This is a genomic window from Flavobacterium sp., from assembly GCF_039595935.1.
Taxonomy (GTDB): domain Bacteria; phylum Bacteroidota; class Bacteroidia; order Flavobacteriales; family Flavobacteriaceae; genus Flavobacterium.
Genome location: NZ_JBCNKR010000004.1, coordinates 986,367 through 1,005,108, shown reverse-complemented (window position 1 = coordinate 1,005,108; position 18,742 = coordinate 986,367). Strand labels below are relative to the sequence as shown.

Genomic DNA, 18,742 nt, shown 5'->3' with positions numbered 1-18,742 from the left:
AATTCCAGTTTTTAAAATTGGAATTTGGATTTTTTATATGGGTATTTCTGAAATTTTAGTGACCTCCAGATAATTTTTTGTCGAAATTGATTCCTTGTTTTTTAAGGATTCCGCTTACGCTCCAAGCATAGAATGCAAGGTAAGAGAAACATACGATACCAACAATATAACTTGCCTGAATACCAATGAATTCAGATACAAAACCTTGTAACCAGCTGATAACTCCACCACCCATAATCATCATGATCAAGAAGCTGCTTCCCTGGCTTGTGTTTTTTCCTAATCCGCTTACAGCAAGTGTAAAGATACATGGCCATAGCGTACTGCAGAATAAACCAACACTTGTGAAAGCGTAAACACTTACAATTCCAGTTGTAGCCATTCCGATAGCGATCGCAACAATACCTAAAGAAGAGAAGATTAATAACATTCTTGCAGGGTTTCCTTTACTTGCAATATCAGCCGCAATTAATACTAAAATGATTAATCCGTAAATATAAAATGGAGTTAAGTCGTGTTTTGCAATTGCATTTACCGTTAAGAACACACCAAAAGCTAAATAAGGAGCTACGAAACGTAAAATTTGCTGTAAGCTTGCTTTATCTGTAAAAGCTTCAATTGCACCTGTCCAACGTCCGATCATTAAACTCGCCCAGTATAAAGAGATATATGGAGCAACTTCCTGAGTTAAGAATCCTAATTTGCTTTCCATATATGCGGGTAAATTACTAGCTGTAGAAACTTCTACACCAACATAAAGGAAGATTGCAATCATTCCCATTATTAATTGAGGATATTGCAAAGCTGATTTTTTTGTATTAGCACCGTCAGCAGCAATTTCTTCTTCGATAAGAGCTGGTTTGTCAGGCAAAGATGAAAATTTAAGTAATATAGCAACTAATAAGAAAGCAAGTCCTAAAATTAAATAAGGGATTTTTACACTTTCGATACTTAAAGTTGATGATCCTGTACTTGATCCGAAGATAGCAAAACTTACGATTAGTGGCCCAATTGTAGTTCCTAAGTTGTTAATTCCACCTGCTAATGTTAAACGCTGAGAACCTGTAGATATTGGCCCTAAAGCAATTGCTAACGGATTAGCAACAGTTTGCTGTAATGAAAATCCTAAAGCTACTATGAATAAACCTGAAAGCATTAAAGGAAATGAACCTGTATTTGCTGCAGGATAAAATAATAATGTTCCGATTGCAGAAATAAGTAATCCTAATGATAGACCGTTTTTGTAACCAATTTTGTTAACTAAATCTTCTTTGATTAAAACTGAAATTCCCATGTATATTAAGGATCCTACTGTATAAGCAATATAGAATGCTAACGAAACTAATTGACTTTCTCCTTGAGATAAATTAAAAGCCGTTTTAAATACAGGAATTAAGATATCGTTACTGGCAGCAACAAAACCCCAAAAGAAGAACACGATAACTAGTGGGATAAACTGTCCCCATTTGGTTTGAACATTTTCTGAACTCATAATTGTAATAAGGTTAATTTTTTAATATTGTGTTTTTTGAAGACCGTAAATATATTTGTTACATGAATCAAAAAAAAATTATTGATTGAAAATAATGTTAAATTTAAACGAACAACCTTATTTATTCAACAATGTGTTAATTTATATGTAGTTAGAAATGTTAAAATTTTACTCGAGAATTCTATTTTTGACGTCTTTACTGTAATTTCTACCAATTGGAATGGTATAAGACTGAATCTGAATGCGGTTTCCTTCAATAGATTTTACCTTATTTAAAGCAATTACATACGATTTATGGATGCGCAAGAAGCGATCTCCCGGTAATTCTTCAGATAATGATGTCAAGGATTTGTGAGTAATATAGGTTTTATCAGGCGTTACAACTTTTATATATTCTTTCATTCCTTCGATAAAAAGAATTTCTTCAATATTAATTTTCATCATTTTTTTATCGACTTTGATAAAAATATGCGAGTCGCCTTTTGTGACATCAATTTTAATATTGTTTTTTAAATTGTATTCGGTTGTAATTTTATTAATGCATTTTATAAATCTCGGAAGCGGAATTGGTTTTACCAAATAATCCAATACGTCAAGATCGTAGCTTTCGGCTGCAAATTCCCTAAATGCGGTTGTTATGATAACTTTAGTTTTGTTTTCTATTAAACTAATTAATTCGAAACCAGTCATCATGGGCATATTGATATCCAGAAAAACGGCATCTACAGAAGTACTGTTTATAAAATCCAGAGCCTCTAAAGAATTATTGAATGTTCCGATAACTTCAAAATCTGTAAAATTGTTAAAGTAATTTTGCAGTACTTTGATTGCCAGCGGTTCATCATCAATCAATACACATTTAATTTTCATTATGAATAGGTATTTGCAAACGAATTATATAGTAATTCAGTTTTGTTTTATCTTTTAAGCTGAAATTATTTTTGTAAATTAATTTTAGTCTTTTCTTTGTGTTAACTAAACCAATGCCGCCTTTAGACTTAACATTTTGTGAAATTACAAAATTATTTAAGATTTCAAAATCTAACATTTTATTGTCAGTAACCTTACAATTGATTTTAATTTTAAAGTTATTATTGTTCACTCCGCCGTGTTTAAAGGCATTTTCAACCAATGAAATGAAAATCAGCGGCGGAACAACCACATCTTCTATATTTGATTCTAAATTGATTGTAACTTCTACATTCTCAAAACGTAACTTCTCAATTTCAATATAATTCTGAATATAATCAATTTCTTTTATCAACGGAACAAATTTGGTTCCTTTTACATCATACAGCACATATTCCATCAAATTTGAAAGTTTGATAATTACATCCGGAACTTTATCCGAAGATTCCAGAGATAAGGCATATAGATTATTTAAGGTATTGAAAAAGAAATGCGGCTGAATTTGATTCTCTAAATATTTCAGTTTGATTTTAAACTGATTTTCTCGCAGCGATCTGTTTCTTTCTCTTTCTCGAAGCCAGGTCAAAGTTAGATAAACTGATGAAGCCATGGCCAAAACATACAATTCGCCAATACAAACGGCAACGATATGATTTATTTCAAAAGGATGATATTCACGATTCGCTTCTGGCCAGATATTTTCGGATACTATATAATAGGTAAGGGCAGTTTTTAATAAATAAATTCCAAAAAGACTTACCAACAGCCAAAAAGTGTAGGTAATATATTTTTGTTTTAATACATATTTAGGTACCAAAACAAAAAGATTGAAATATACTAAAGGTATATGCAGCGAGAATTCAATTAAGTTCGATTTAAACGAATAGGGATAATCATTAAAATAAGCTCCCCATCGTAAAAAGTTGAGAGTGAAATAAGAACCCCAAAACCAAATATGGTTTTGAAGTTTAATATCAAATTTTAGTTTTCGAATTTCGTTCAACTTTTATTTAACTTTTTATTATTATTTGCAAAGCGCTGTAATTACTGTGCAACTTTACACAATTACTGGGTAAATCGCAATTCTTTTGAATAAAATTTTGTAAAAAAACGATATTGATATTTTATTTTATTGGGATAACGTTTTCGTAAAACATAATGTTGAATGTTTTATGTCGTTTGTTTAAAAATTCAAACCGTTTGTATAAAATATTTTTTTTAACAGTACCTTAACAATAAATTTATCGCTTAACTAATCAAAACCATGATAAAAATGAAACAAATTATGTTGATCCTTATGGTTGTCTTTACGGCGCAATTGTCTGTTGCGCAGGTAAAAACAGTCAAAGGTTTGGTAAGCGATCAAAATGGATTGCCGCTGCCAGGAGTAAGTATTCTTATTCAGGGTACAAAAACGGCCAGTCAAACTGATTACGACGGTGTGTATACGATTCAGGCATCTGCAGGAGATGTTTTAGTGTTTTCGTATATTGGTATTAAAACTAAAACTGTAACAGTTGGCGCTTCTTCTACAGTAAATGTTGTGTTATCTCAGGACGCACAAAATCTGAATGAAGTTGTTGTTACGGCGTTAGGGATTAAGAGACAGAAAAAAGAATTGGGTTATGCAGTTCAGGACGTAAAAGGAGAACAGTTAAACAAAGCCATTACGACTAATGTAACTTCAGCTCTATCAGGAAGAATTGCCGGTGTTGATGTATCTATACCTGCTACAGGTGTTGGAGGAAGTACCAGAGTTATTATTAGAGGTATTTCTAGTATTGGCGAAAGTAACCAGCCTCTTTATATTGTAGATGGGGTTCCTATCGATAATTCAGGATTGAATAATGATAGCGCAGCAACAAGTAAATGGTTTGATGGTCGTGATAACGGAGACGGTATTTCGAGTATTAATCCAAACAACATTGAAAGTTTAACAGTACTTAAAGGAGCTGCTGCTGCGGCTTTGTACGGTTCTCGAGCTTTGAATGGTGTAATTTTAATTACAACTAAAAAAGGAAGTAAAGGAAAAATTCGTGTAGAATTAACTAGCGGAGTAAGTTTTGACAAAGTAGATGCTAAATATTCTGATTATCAAAATGAATATGGAACAGGTTCAAATGGTGCTTTGCCAGATCCTGCAAAGGCTCCAACAGAAATCTATGGTTATACAACAAATGCATGGGGTCCAAAATTCTCTGAATCAGTAGGACAACAAGTGAAAATATTTGACGGTTCTATGAAACCGTATGCAAGAGTTGACAATAATATTCAGGATTTCTTTAAAACCGGAGTTACTACAACAAATGGTATTGCTATTTCTGGTGGAAATGACAGCGGATTTGTACGTTTTGGTTTCAATAACCTAAAAAATAATGACGTCGTTCCAAATTCTGGGTTAGAAAGAAACGATGCAACTTTAAACGCTACATTAAAATCAGAGAAATTTACATTAGATGCTAATGTGAATTATATAGCTGAAAACACAAACAACAGACCAGCTCTTGGAGATTCTCCTAATAACGTTGGATATTCATTAAGTGGTTTAGCTCCAAATATTGACCAGGCTTGGTTGAAAAATTATCAAAATGCAGAAACAGGTCAGATTTATCCATGGAACAGCAATGTTTATTTGTTAAACCCATATTTTGTAACAGAAGCAAATCATAATACATCTTTAAAAAATCGTTTTATCGGAAATGTTACTGGAACTTACCAATTGAAAAACTGGCTTGCATTAACTTTCAGAACGGGTCTTGATACGTATGGTTTTAGTTCAAAAGATTTTATGGCGGCAGGAAGTACATGGCCAGGAAGAGACGAAGGATATTTAGGTTTAAATAATATCAATGTATCAGAAATGAATACAGATATTATTGCTACTTTAAGCAACATTAAATTAGCAAATGATTTAACTTTTTCTGGAATTTTAGGTACGGGTAGAAGAGATTTTAAAAGAGATCAAAATTCAAGATTTGGAACAAAAATTATTGAACCGGGTACTGAATACATCAGTAACTTTGTAAATAAGACAGAAAATGCTCCTGTTGTAACTCAAACAAGAACAAATTCAGTTTACGGATCAGCAAAATTAGATTATAAAGGATATTTATATGCTGAGTTTACAGGAAGAAATGACTGGTTTAGTGTGATTTACAGTGGAGATGAAAGTGCTTTTTATCCGGCAGGTTCGTTAGGTTTCGTATTCTCAGATGCATTTAATATTCAAAATGATACTTTCTCTTACGGTAAATTTAGAGCATCTTTGGCACAGGTTTCAAACTCACCGGGAGCTTATAAAAATGCATTAAACTATACTACTTTTTCTTCATACGACGGGCAGAGTGTTGTAAATATTAAGAATACAGCGGCACCAAACCCTAATTTAACATATCAGTCAAAAACAGGAGTTGAGTTTGGTCTTGAAACAGCTTTCTTCAAAAACAGATTAAGAGCTGATATTACAGTTTATCGTGAAGATACATCAGATCAAACACTTGATTTACCTTCATCTGCAACATCAGGATATGAGTACATTTCTGTAAATGCCGGAAAATTACGTAACGAAGGTATTGAGTTGTTTTTATCAGGTACTCCAATTAAAACAAACAGCTTTGAATGGGGAATTGATTTGAACTTCTCTAAAAACAAAAACTCAATTATTTCATTACATCCAGACATTAATACGTATACTATTTCTGAAGCTCGTTGGGCTGGAGCAGCTGTTGTGGCTCAGGTTGGCGGTCAATACGGAACTATTATGGGTAGAGATTTCTTAAGAAATGAAAATGGAGACAAAGTAGTAGCTGCAAATGGTTTACCATTATTTACAGATGAAAAAGTAGCTTTAGGAAAAGGACTTCCTGACTGGGCTGCAGGTTTAACAAATAGATTTACGTATAAAGGAATTACGCTTCAGTTCTTAATCGATATGAAATTTGGGATGGATGTATATTCTATGACAAACTCATTAGCAGCTACAAAAGGACTTTTAGATGTAACTACAGAAGGAAGAGATGCTTACAACCATGCCAGACAAGAAGCAATTGCAAACGATCCGAACTTTAGCCAGTCTACATGGGTTCCTACAGCAGGTTATGTTGCAGAAGGTGTTGTAAATACAGGAACGGCAGCAAATCCGGTTTATGTAAAAAATACAAAACCTGTAAATCCTCAGGATTACTGGAATACAGTATTCAACAATTCACCAGCGCCATTCGTTTATGATGCATCTTATGTGAAATTGAGAGAGATTAGTTTAGGATATACAATTCCATCAAGTGTTTTTGGAGATAAAATAAGCTCAATTTATGTTTCGGCATTTGCAAGAAACGTATTGACTTTCAATAAAGATCTTCCAAATATTGACCCAGAATCAATGTATACTTCTGGAAACGGACAAGGATTCGAATATGGTTCATTACCATTTAGACAGTCGTACGGTTTTAATATTAAAGTTGCATTCTAAAAAAAGAAATTATGAAATTTAAACAAATAATTATAGCCGCACTCACATTGTTTACTGCAGTAGGCTGTACCGATAATTTTGACGAACTGGAAAAAGATCCGGTTGCGTTATCTGCAAATCCGGCTGGGCAGCTTACGTTTACCCAATTGTGTATGTCGGGTGACGGGTTTTACCAATGGAGAACCAATTTAATTTATTCAGGAGGTTTTGTGCAACATTATGCAGGTGCATGGAACGTGACTGAATTTGGAAGTAAATTCAAAAAAGATGACGGTTATGCAACTGCACTTTGGAGAAATGGTTACCAAAATGAATTAAAAAACGTAGTTGATATTTTGGATAAAACTAGTGGGGATCCAGCTGCTGTAAATATGAATGCTGTTGCAAAAATTATGAGAGTAATGGTAGCACAGCGTATTACTGATATTTACGGAGATATTCCTTATTCTGAAGCTGGATTAGGTTTTTCTAAAGGAATCGTAACGCCTAGATATGATACTCAGGAAGAAATCTATACTTCATTTTTTCATGATTTAGAAGAAGCTTACAATCAGTTAAATGCTAATGGCGGATCTGTAAAAGGAGATTTATTCTATGGAGGTGATATTGCAAAATGGAAAAAATTAGCTAATACATTAAGATTACGTCTTGGAATGAGAATTTCTGAGGTTAAACCGGCAGAAGCAGAAAAACAGGTAAAAGCTGCTTTAGCGGCAGGAGTTTTTACAAGTAATGCTGATAACTGTATCATGAAACATTTAGATGCTACTTTTAATGATGATCCTGCATCGATTGATTTTAGAGGAAATGGATTAGCGTATGCACTTGTTGGAAATGAAAACGGAGATCACTTTAGTACTTTAGTTATTGACTTTTTAAGAGATAACGGAGATCCAAGATTACCAATGTACGCAACTCCAAAAACAACAAGCAGCCTTGCTTGGGGAGCACCATTGCAGCCAGGTGAAACACCTTATGAAGGCGTAAAACCAGGATTATTTCAATGGGAAGTTCCAATGGGAGCAAGTTCAACATCTGGAATTCAATCTTATTTCAAACAAAAAACTACGCCTTTCTTGCATGTAAGTTATTCAGAATCTCAATTATTACTTGCTGAAGCTGCATTTAGAGGCTGGGTTACAGGTTCTGCAGCAGATTATTACAAAAAAGGAGTTGAAGCAGGTATTAAGCAGTTAGAAATTTATGGTGCAACACCGGCAACTCAAGCTGCAATCGATACTTATTTAAATGCTAAACCACTTGTAGCTGGACAAGAAATGAAACAAATTTCTACACAACTTTGGATTACGTATATCTTTAATAGTATTGAAGCGTATTCAAACTGGAGAAGAACAGGATTCCCAGTCTTAATTCCAATTACAAATCCAGATTCTGAAACAGGAGGAGTTACGCCAAAACGTTTGTACTATCCTAATGATGAAATGCAGAAAAATGAGAAAAATTATAAAGAAGCATTATCGAGAATGGGAGGAACAAATGACTGGTTGAATAAAGTTTGGTGGGATGCCAATTAAATAAAATCCTAAACATATAAAGTTATGCCTAATGAGGTCATATTTTCATTCTAATTAAATTCAAACAATTATGATAAAAAATAAAGCCTTATTAGGCATCCTTTTTTATATAAGTTCTCTTTTTTCAGTATATAGCTGTACAAGTGAAAAAGAACATGATTCTAAAGATTCAAAAATCAAAACAGCAAGAGTTGTTGGTTATTTATCTACAGATAGTTTCAGTAAAATTACTTCGATTCAGTTTTGTAAATTGACACATTTGAATATTGCATTTGCAAATCCGGATAAAAACGGAAATATAGTTTTTCAAGGAGATATTGATGCAGTAGTTAAATATGCAAAATCGGCTAATCCAAATCTTATTGTAAGTATTTCGCTCGCAGGCGGAGTTATTTCAGAAGAGCAAGCTTCAAATTGGTCGTTTTTGATTGATAAACCAGAAAACCGACCGGCATTTATTCAAAATATTTTAAAATTTGTCAAAGACCATAATTTAGATGGAGTTGATGTTGATCTCGAATGGGACGCTGTAACATCTGGCTACAGTGGTTTTGTAGTTGAATTAAAAAAAGGTTTAACTGAAAATAAGAAACTTCTAACCGCAGCATTGCCAAACAATACCCGATTTGAAAATATAAATTCATCAGCATTGAATGCTTTTGATTTTATAAATATCATGGCATATGATAGTACAGGACCATGGAGTCCAACTAAAGCAGAACAGCATAGTTCTTTTGAATTTGCAAAAAACGGAATTGATTTTTGGCATAAACAACAGAATGTTCCAAGTGAAAAACTGACTCTTGGAGTTCCTTTTTACGGATACAATTTTACTTATCCGGAAGTTACGAGTTCTACTTTCGGACAAATTGTTCAAGCAGGATCACAATTTGCGGATCAGGACGAAATAGGAAAAATATATTACAACGGGAGGTCGACAATTTCTAGAAAAGTCGAATACGCTGCTGAAAATACAGGAGGAATAATGATTTGGGAATTAGCACAAGATTCTTTTGGTGAATATTCTTTGCTGGATGTTATTCATAAAAAATATACCAATTTAAAATTTAAAACTTCAGGTATGTGCGGAAACTAAAAGTCTCTCTTACAAGCTTTTGAATTAGTAAGTTTTTCGCTTCTTTTTAATTATTAAAATTAATAAGAAGCGAAATTTTTTATATAAATATCGGATTTTTAAATATTTGTGAATATTGAATATTTTTTAATGAATTGTAAAGTTTTTAGAATAAAATCGTCGTAAATGCTGTTTTTTGTGCTTTTTATAGAAACGAATACGTTTTCGAGTAGCGGATTATTGAATGATTTATGTCGTTCGTTTAAAAATTGCAGCTGTTTGTATAATATATTTTTTTTAACAATCCCTTAAGAATAATTTTACCTCATAACTAACAAAATAAATAAACATGAAAAAAATTTTCTTAATCTTTATGATTGTTTTTACTGCGCAGGTTTCGCTTGCTCAGGTAAAAAATGTTAAAGGTGTGATTACAGATTCTGATGGGATGCCATTACCAGGTGCATCTGTTGCTGTACAAGGAGGTCAAAAAGGTGCTACTACCGATTTTGATGGTTTGTACTCAATTGAGGTTCAAAAAGGACAGACATTAGTTTTTAGCTATGTTGGTCTTGAAACACAAAATATAGTTGTAGGCGATGCTGCTACAATTAATGTGAAAATGCAGATAGCGGCATCAAATGCACTTACAGAAGTTGTTGTAACGTCATTAGGTATCAAGAAAACAAGAAAATCTTTAACTTATGCAGCTCAGGAACTTAAAGGTGAAGAGTTAACAAGAGTAAGAGACGTAAACGTTATTAATACTATTGCTGGTAAAATTGCCGGTGTTGCTGTAACTAAAAGTTCAAGTGGTACAGGTGGATCTACAAAAGTAGTTATTCGTGGTAACTCTTCTGTTTCTAATAACCAGCCTTTATATGTTATTGATGGTATTCCTTTGTATAACGGTACTTCAGGACAGCCAAATGACAGTTTTGGTAGTACAGCTACTGGTAACCGTGATGGAGGGGATGTTGTTTCGCTTATCAATCCTGATGATTACGAAGGAATGACAGTTTTAAAAGGTGCTGCAGCTTCTGTTTTATACGGTAGCCAGGGAGCAAATGGTGTTATTTTGTTATCTTCTAAAAAAGCAAAAGCTGGAAAACCATTACTTACTGTTTCATCAGTAACAACTTTTGAAAGTGCTGCTTATTTACCAAAATTCCAAAGTGATTATATCGCAGCACCAGGGGCTGACGAAAGCTGGGGAGCAAAACAAAAAACAAAAGATCATGTAAAAGATTTCTTCGAAACAGGAAATACTCAAATTACATCAGTTGGTTATTCTACTGCTGCTGAAAATTCTTCTACAGCATTTACTTACTCTAATACTTCAGGACAAGGTGTTATGCCAGGAAACAGTATTAAGAAAAATAACTTTGGTATTCGTCAGACTGCTAAATTCTTTGATGATAAACTTCTTTTTGCTGCAAATGCAAATTATACTTCTCAAACAATCATCAATAAACCAGTAAACGGTTTCTATTTCAACCCGCTTACAGGAGTTTATTTAATGCCAAGAGGAAATGACTTCAATTATTATAAAAATAATTTCGAAGTTTTTGATCCAAACAGAAACTTAATGGCTCAAAACTGGATGACTAATAGAGATATTATGCAAAATCCATATTGGGGAATCAACAGAAATAAATCTGAAGATAAAAACAACTTTTTCAACGGAGCATTATCTTTAACTTATAAAGCAAACAATTGGTTAAGCATTGCTGCAAGATATAGCTATAATAGAATTGAGAGTGGTTTCGACAAAAAAATCTACGCTACTACACAAGGAACAATTTCTCATATCAATGGTAGATATTATGTAGAAAATACATTAAGTACACAACGTTATGCAGATTTAATTGCAACGATCAATACAAAAATTGGAGAAAACTTTAGTTTTAACGCAAACGTAGGTACAAGCGTTAATAATACTTTAGGAAATCAAAAAACCATCCTTGATTCAGGAATTGGTGGAGGTTTAAAATATGCTAACTGGTTTACATTGCAAAACTTCAACAACAATTCTGGAAATTACCAAACAATTGATAATCAAAAAGAAGTACAATCAGTATTTGCTGCTACAACTTTTGGGTACAGAGATATGTTATTCTTAGATCTTGCTGCTAGAAATGACTGGTCATCAACTTTAGTTAATACAAAAGATGCAGGATATTTCTATCCATCTGTAGGTTTAACAGCTATTCTTAGTGAAATGGTTACTATGCCTGAGTTTATTAATTATGGTAAAGTACGTGCAACTTATGCAGAAGTAGGAAATGATATTTATCCTTTCGTAACAGTTCCAACTTACTACTACACTCCTGGTGTTACGGATCCGAAACCAAAAGTAGCTCCAAAAGAAGGAACTTCATTAAAACCAGAATTAAAATCAGAGTATGAGCTTGGTACTGAGTGGAGACTTTTCAATAACAGATTCAATTTTGAATTATCATACTACAACTCAGAAACTAAAAACCAATATTTACAAGTTGTTGCTCCAAAAGGAAATGCACTTGGTGTTGATTTCTACGGAATTAACGCAGGAAGTATTGAAAACAAAGGTTTTGAGGCAGTTGTTACAGCAGGAATCTTTAGAGGAGAAAAATTCTCTTGGGATGCAAGTGTAAACTATTCACAAAATAAGAATAAAGTAAAAGAAATTCCAACTGAATTAGGAGGAAGAGTAAACTTAACAGAAGCAGGTGTAAACAGTTACAGATATGCTTTAATTGAAGGAAGACCATTTGGGGTTATTGAAGGTATAAACATCAAAAAAGATGCTCAGGGAAGAATGTTGTTAAATGATGATGGAACTATTCAAAAAACAGATTTTGAAGAAGTTGGAAATTCTAATCCAGATTTCATGTTAGGTTTCTCTAACTCATTTAAAGTAGGTTCATTCTTTGCAAATGTTTTAATTGACGGACGTTTTGGTGGTGAAGTAATGAGTTTAACTCAAGCTCAAAACGATGCATTTGGTGTATCTAGAGCAACTGGTGATGCTAGAAACGCTGGTGGTGTAAAAGTAAACGCAGTTAGAGCAAGCGACGGAACTCCGGTTTCAACAATGGATGCACAATTATACTATACTCAGGTTGGTGGTAGAGCAGGGATTACTGGAGAATATGTTTATGATGCTACAAATGTTAGTGTAAGAGAAGTTTCTATCGGATATAATTTCAATGCTAAAAAATTACCATTTATTCAAACGGCTAGTATTTCATTAATAGCAAGAAATTTATTCTTTATTTATAAAGATGCTCCGTTTGATCCAAACATTGCATTAAGTACAGGCGAAGGATTACAAGGTGTTGATATTTACGGATTACCATCTACAAGAAGTATCGGTCTTAATTTAAATGTAACTTTCTAATACTAAAAACATGAAACTAAATAAAATAACAAAAGCAGCTATCTGTATGTCATTGCTTGCGGCAGTAGGTTGTACAGGAGATTTTGAAGAAATAAATACCAATCCTAACGGTATTACACCTGAATTATTTGAACAGGATTTTAACCATATTAAAGGAGGTTTTGCTCCAATGTTTAACAATATTTATGTATATACTCCAGAATGGGTATATCAATTACAGCAAAACTTAAATAGTGATATTTGGTCTGGTTACATGGCAACTCCTACTGGATTTGCAGGAGGAATAAATAATACAACTTATGCATTAGTTGATGGCTGGAACGGATTTATCTGGGATTATGCATACAGTAACGTAATGTTTAATGCGTATGATATTGCTCAAAAATCGAAAGGAAAATACGATCAGTTTTATGCATTGTCATTAATCCTGAAAGTAGAAGGAATGCACAGATTAACAGATACCTTTGGACCAATTATTTATTCTAAATTCGGGTCGACTGAATCTACAATCGAATACGATTCACAAGAAGAAGTTTACAACCAAATGTTCAGCGAATTAGATTTTGCTGTAACAGAATTAACTAAAAGAGTTGATGCTGGTGAAGCTACAAGTTTTGAATCTACAGATTTATCTAACTACAAAGGAGACTATAAAGCATGGGTTAAATTTGCAAATAGTTTACGTTTAAGATTAGCAATGCGTATTGTGAAAATAAACCCTGCATTAGCAAAAACTCAGGCAGAAAAAGCTGTTGCTCAAAAGTTTGGAGTATTTACAACAAATGCGGATTTATTTAAAATTGTATCTCCGGTATATAATAACCCAATCTCAACAATTAGCGGTGCTTGGTTAGATATCCGTATGTCTGCTGATATGGAGTCAATTATGGGTGGATATCAAGATCCTAGAATCGAAACTTATTTTGATCCTTCAACTCAATTCCCTGGACAATACAAAGGAGTTCGTACAGGAATTGATATCGCAGCAAAGTCTGATCACCAGGATTTCTCTGGAATTGGAGCTGTTGTTAAAACTAAAGAAGTAGTTTTAATGACTACTGCAGAAGTTTATTTCTTAAGAGCAGAAGGAGCATTAAGAGGATGGAATGTAGGTAGTGACGCTAAAGCATTATACGAAGCAGGTATTACAGCTTCATTTGAGCAGCGTGGTGCTGCTGGAGCCGCTGCATATATTGCAGATAATACAAAAACTCCAAAAGCGTATGTTGATCCTAATTTCCCTGTAAATAATTCTCCAGCTGTAAATAATGTTACAATTGCTTGGGATGCTGCTGCTACAAATGAGGTAAAACTTCAAAAAATCATCACTCAAAAATGGATTGCTAACTTCCCAGAAGGACAAGAAGCTTGGTCTGATTACAGAAGAACTGGTTATCCAAAATTATTCCCGGTACTTAAAAACTATAGTGGAGGAACAATTACAACTGAGTTAGGTGTACGAAGAATCAACTATGTACAGTCAGAAAAAGCTGGAAACTCTGGTGGTGTTGCTACAGGAGTTGCTAAACTTGGAGGACTAGACAACGGAGGAACAAGAGTTTGGTGGGATAAAGCAGCGCCTAACTTCTAAAAAACATAAAAATTTAAGATTTTAAGTTTGGTTAGTAAATGGTATAAGCAGTGAAAATTGCTTATACCATTTCAAAAACCAAAATTGTACATACCAAAAAAAGAAAAAGAAATGAAAAGTGCTTTAGAAATAAAACCTGATATCAGCTATAAAAGCGCCGGGAAATTTGAAGAAACACGATTTGAAAAAATTCATAACGAGATCTTCAAAAGTTCTGCTGAAGCATCTATAATTGTAGCGCAGGAAATTGCTCAGTTAATTAGATCTAAGCAGGAAAAAAATAAATCTTGCGTGCTTGGTTTGGCAACAGGATCTTCTCCTATAAAAGTATATGAGGAATTAGTGAGAATGCACAGAGAGGAAGGACTGAGTTTTAGCAATGTAATCACTTTTAATTTGGATGAATATTATCCAATGAACAAAGAGAACAATCAGAGCTATCATTATTTCATGCATCAGCATCTTTTTAATCATATTGATATTAAACCTGAAAATGTTAATATTCCTGATGGTACAGTTTCTATTGATGAACTAAATCAATATTGTATCGACTATGAAATGAATATTAAACAAGCTGGAGGTTTAGACTTTCAGTTATTAGGAATTGGACGTACAGGTCACGTTGGTTTCAACGAGCCGGGTTCGCATATCAATTCCGGAACAAGAATTATTACACTGGATCATATTACAAGAGTAGATGCTTCGTCTGACTTTAACGGAATTGATAATGTTCCGAAAAGAGCTATTACAATGGGAGTTTCTACAATCATGAGATCTAAAAGAATTGTATTAATGGCTTGGGGACAAAACAAAGCCGATATCATCAAGAGAACAGTTCAGGGTGATATTAGTTCAGAAGTTCCTGCGACATTTTTACAAAACCATCCAAATGCAACATTTGTATTAGATCAGTCAGCGGCATCAGAATTAACACGTTTTAAAACGCCTTGGCTTGTTGGAGAATGTATTTGGACACAAGAATTAAAAAGTAAAGCGATTGTTTGGCTTTGCCAAAAAACAAATCAATCTATTTTAAAACTGACTGACCGTGATTACAATAATAATGGAATGTCTGACTTATTAGCACAAGAAGGTTCTGCTTACGATTTAAACATCAATATGTTTAATGTATTGCAGCACACTATTACAGGATGGCCGGGTGGAAAACCAAATACAGACGATTCACATCGTCCGGAAAGAGCCAATCCTGCAAAAAAACGAGTTATCCTTTTCAGTCCGCATCCAGACGATGACGTGATTTCGATGGGAGGAACTTTTTCAAAATTGATTAAACAAGGTCACGATGTACACGTTGTATATCAAACCTCTGGAAATATTGCGGTTACAGACGACGAAGCATTGAAATTTGCTGAGGTTTGTAATGATTTTACAGGTGGAAATCTTCCAAAAGATATCAACTTCAAATCTGTAATTGAATTTTTAAACAACAAATCAGAAAATCAAATCGATTCTCTTGAAGTTAGAAAATTAAAAGGATTAATCAGAAGAAGAGAATCTTACGCAGCAACAAGATACATTGGCTTAAAAGATGAAAATACACACTTTTTAGATCTTCCGTTTTACGAAACAGGACAAGTTAAAAAGAATCCGTTAGGACCGGAAGATATTGCTATCGTAAAAAATATTATTGCTAAAATAAAACCACATCAGGTATTTGCTGCGGGAGATTTGGCAGATCCGCACGGAACGCATGAAGTTTGTCTGAATGCTATTTTTGCAGCGATGAAACAATTAAAACCAGAAAAATACATGGACGACTGCTGGTTATGGCTTTACAGAGGAGCTTGGCACGAGTGGGATATTCATGAAATTGATATGGCAGTGCCGCTTTCTCCATCAGAAGTATTGTTGAAGCGTCATGCTATTTTATACCACCAGTCTCAAAAAGACAGGGTTATGTTTCAAGGAAATGATTCTCGAGAATTCTGGGTAAGAGCAGAAGATCGAAATAAAAATACAGCTATTCTGTATGACAAATTAGGATTGGCAGAATACGAAGCTATTGAAGCTTTTAAACGATTTGATTATTAAAGTTGTTTTTTAAACGATTCGGGTGAGAGCGAATCAAACCACAAAATTCAGATTGACCTCAACGCGAAAGTGAGGTAAGCAGAAGTCTTTCTGAGTTTTGTTTTTATCTAATTTAAATGGATGTATTAGGAAAACATCCAACCAAAAAAAATTAAAATGAAATATTTATTTGTACTACTATTAGCGGGTGTAACAGCGGGTGCTCAGGTTAAAAAAGAGCAGTTGAATTTGATGCCCTGGCCTCAAAACGTTGTTGTTAATGATGGAAATTTTACTTTAACCAAAAACTTTAAAGTAAACATTTCCGGAAATCCAAATCCGAGAATTTTTGGAGGAGTAACACGTTTTTTACGCCGACTAGATGGTAGAACAGGTATTTTTTTCGAACAAGGTTTTATTACAAAACTAAACGAATATCCAAATGCTGAATTACAGATTAATTGTGATAAAAGCGGAAAAATAGGTTTGTATGAAGATGAAAGTTACAGTTTAGATGTTAAGGCAAACAAAATTACAATTCATGCAACAAGCGATTTAGGAGCTTTACATGCATTAGAAACTTTATTACAATTAGTACAGAATGACAGTAAATCATTCTATTTTCCGGTTTCGCAAATCTCAGATTTTCCAAGATTTACATGGAGAGGTTTAATGCTGGATGCGTCAAGACATTTTCAGCCGGTTGATGTTGTTAAAAGAAATATCGACGGATTGGCTGCTATGAAAATGAATGTTTTTCACTGGCATTTAGTTGATGATCAGGGTTGGAGAATTGAAACTAAAAAACATCCAAAATTAATTGAATTAGCTTCGGATGGATTGTATTACACACAAGAGGAAATTAGAAATATCGTAAAATATGCCGATGAGCGCGGTATTTTAATTGTTCCTGAAATAGATGTTCCGGGTCATGGATCTGCAATACTTACGGCTTATCCGGAAATTGGAAGCAAAGTGATTACACTGACTGGTGGGACTTCTGAAAAAAACATTCAAGGTACAGCAATTAGTACCTATGGAATTGAAAGAAATGCCGGGATTTTTACCCCAACATTAGATCCTTCAAATCCTAAAACGTATAAAATTTTAAGTGAACTTTTTGATGAAATATGCCCATTATTTCCCGGAGATTATTTTCATATTGGGGGAGATGAGAACGAAGGGAAAGACTGGGATGCAAACCCAAAAATTCAGGAGTTCAAAAAGAAACATAATTTAAAAACGAATCACGAATTACAAACGTATTTTACGATGCAGCTGGCTCCAATGCTTAAAAAACATGGAAAACAGTTGATGGGCTGGGAGGAGATTTTAACCAAAGATCTTTCTAAAGAAGCCATAGTACATTCTTGGAGAGGTCCAAATGAAGGTGTTGCTGCTGGACAATCGTTAGTTGATGCAGTAAAAAAAGGATATAAAACAGTGCTTTCAAATGGATATTATATCGATTTAATGTATCCGGTTGCAAGTCATTATTTAAATGATCCAATGCCAAAAGGAGCTGATTTATCTGCAGAAGAAAAAGCAAGAATTCTAGGTGGTGAAGCAACAATGTGGACAGAACTTACAACGTCTACAACAGTAGATTCAAGAATTTGGCCAAGAACCGCTGCAATTGCAGAAAGACTTTGGTCAGCAGAAACCGTTACAGATTTGGCAAGTATGCGCAAACGTCTGGAAAATGTTTCTTTTAGATTAGAAGAATTAGGTTTAACACACATTAGAAATAAAGATGTTATTCTGAGAAATATTTCAAATAACCAAAAAACAGATGTTCTTGAGGAATTCTCAAATGTTTGTGAACCATTAAAAGGATATACAAGAAATAAAGGCGGAACAGAATATCAAATGTATTCTCCGTTTACACTTTTTGCAGATGCATGTACTCCTGATGCTAAAGAATCTTTAGCTTTTAATGATGCAGTAGCACAATATCTGGCAAATAAAACAGAAGATAATAAAGCAAAAGTTACATCATTTTTCAATAAATGGATTGCCGTAAATAAAAGTTTAATTGATTTAAGTGCCAATGCGCCTTTAGTACAGCCAATCTTGCCTTTGTCAAAAAAACTAAGTGACGCATCGCAGGAATTACTGCTTGTTTTAGATAATAAATCGACTTTGAAACCAGCAGATTTAAAAAGTTTAATAGAACAATGCAATACAAAAGATCATGCTGACGTAGAATTGTCAGTTTATGAGAGTTTAAAGAAATTAATTTAAAGGTTTGGTTTGAAT

At 33.7% G+C, this 18,742-nt stretch carries 10 protein-coding genes; 7 read left to right on the top strand and 3 right to left on the bottom strand.

Features of this window, described 5'->3' with window-relative positions; translation table 11 throughout:
* Positions 1–55: 55 nt before the first annotated feature.
* From ABDW27_RS04330 to ABDW27_RS04320, 3 genes are all read right to left on the bottom strand, one after another.
* The gene (locus ABDW27_RS04330) at positions 56–1,492 is read right to left on the bottom strand and encodes an MFS transporter (protein ID WP_343694736.1); all 1,437 of its coding nucleotides are present in this window, start codon (positions 1,490–1,492) and stop codon (positions 56–58) included.
* Positions 1,493–1,660: 168 nt separating this feature from the next.
* Positions 1,661–2,362 carry a LytTR family DNA-binding domain-containing protein gene (locus tag ABDW27_RS04325; RefSeq protein ID WP_343694735.1) on the bottom strand — a complete coding sequence of 234 codons (702 nt, stop codon included), beginning with the start codon at positions 2,360–2,362 and terminating at the stop codon, positions 1,661–1,663.
* Positions 2,352–3,404, bottom strand: coding sequence for a histidine kinase (locus ABDW27_RS04320; protein ID WP_343694734.1), 1,053 nt, complete (start codon positions 3,402–3,404; stop codon positions 2,352–2,354). The genes ABDW27_RS04325 and ABDW27_RS04320 overlap by 11 nt, the downstream gene beginning before the upstream one ends.
* Positions 3,405–3,674: 270 nt before the next feature.
* Here ABDW27_RS04320 and ABDW27_RS04315 point away from each other — a divergent pair, with 270 nt between their 5' ends.
* From ABDW27_RS04315 to ABDW27_RS04285, 7 genes are all read left to right on the top strand, one after another.
* Positions 3,675–6,869 carry a SusC/RagA family TonB-linked outer membrane protein gene (locus tag ABDW27_RS04315; RefSeq protein ID WP_343694733.1) on the top strand — a complete coding sequence of 1,065 codons (3,195 nt, stop codon included), beginning with the start codon at positions 3,675–3,677 and terminating at the stop codon, positions 6,867–6,869.
* Positions 6,870–6,880: 11 nt separating this feature from the next.
* Positions 6,881–8,404, top strand: a complete 1,524-nt coding sequence (locus ABDW27_RS04310; protein ID WP_343694732.1) for a SusD/RagB family nutrient-binding outer membrane lipoprotein — start codon at positions 6,881–6,883, stop codon at positions 8,402–8,404.
* A 70-nt stretch (positions 8,405–8,474) separates the two neighbouring features.
* Positions 8,475–9,500, top strand: a complete 1,026-nt coding sequence (locus tag ABDW27_RS04305) for a glycosyl hydrolase family 18 protein (protein ID WP_343694731.1) — start codon at positions 8,475–8,477, stop codon at positions 9,498–9,500.
* Between the two features lie 328 nt (positions 9,501–9,828).
* Positions 9,829–12,861: a SusC/RagA family TonB-linked outer membrane protein gene (locus ABDW27_RS04300; RefSeq protein ID WP_343694730.1), complete on the top strand. Its 3,033-nt coding sequence runs from the start codon at positions 9,829–9,831 to the stop codon at positions 12,859–12,861.
* A 10-nt stretch (positions 12,862–12,871) separates the two neighbouring features.
* Complete coding sequence (locus tag ABDW27_RS04295) at positions 12,872–14,452, top strand: RagB/SusD family nutrient uptake outer membrane protein (RefSeq protein WP_343694729.1); 1,581 nt, start codon at positions 12,872–12,874, stop codon at positions 14,450–14,452.
* A 111-nt stretch (positions 14,453–14,563) separates the two neighbouring features.
* On the top strand, positions 14,564–16,504 hold the full coding sequence (nagB, locus tag ABDW27_RS04290; RefSeq protein WP_343694728.1) for a glucosamine-6-phosphate deaminase: 1,941 nt from the start codon (positions 14,564–14,566) through the stop codon (positions 16,502–16,504).
* A 156-nt stretch (positions 16,505–16,660) separates the two neighbouring features.
* A complete protein-coding gene (locus tag ABDW27_RS04285; RefSeq protein ID WP_343694727.1) occupies positions 16,661–18,727 on the top strand; it encodes a family 20 glycosylhydrolase in 2,067 nt (688 codons plus the stop codon).
* Positions 18,728–18,742: the final 15 nt, after the last annotated feature.